Annotated in this window: 1 protein-coding gene; it reads left to right on the forward strand. The window is 50.5% G+C overall.

The window, feature by feature from the left end; all coding sequences use genetic code 11:
• Positions 1 to 438, forward strand: a 438-nt coding sequence (locus ACP45E_RS02015; RefSeq protein WP_241824248.1) for a methyl-accepting chemotaxis protein, incomplete at both ends; no start/stop codon positions are given.

Here is a 438-nt window from a genome sequence, read left to right on the forward strand (position 1 = left end):
CGCCGAGTCCATGGCGACAGATGCCGCCAACACGGCACAGCTTACCCATAATGCCAACGAAGCAGGCAACAACTCAAAACAAACCGCCATGAACGCGCAATCTAATGTCTCTGAATTGGTGTCCGATGTTGAAAATTCCGCCGAACAAGTACAAAAGATGAGTAACGAAACCGACAGCATCACGACAATATTGGGGGTCATTGGCGCCATTGCCGAGCAAACCAATTTACTGGCCTTGAATGCAGCCATAGAAGCGGCGCGTGCAGGGGAACAAGGGCGAGGCTTCGCCGTTGTTGCCGATGAAGTGCGCAACTTAGCCAGTCGAACTAAAACAAGCACCGAAGAAATTGAAACCGCATTAGGCAGTTTATTGAAAGGTAGCCAGAGTGTGGTTGAATCGATGGATGTGACTAAAAACCGATGCGAGCACACGGCAGA

It is taken from the genome of Vibrio genomosp. F10 str. 9ZD137 (assembly GCF_049974785.1).
Classification (GTDB): domain Bacteria; phylum Pseudomonadota; class Gammaproteobacteria; order Enterobacterales; family Vibrionaceae; genus Vibrio.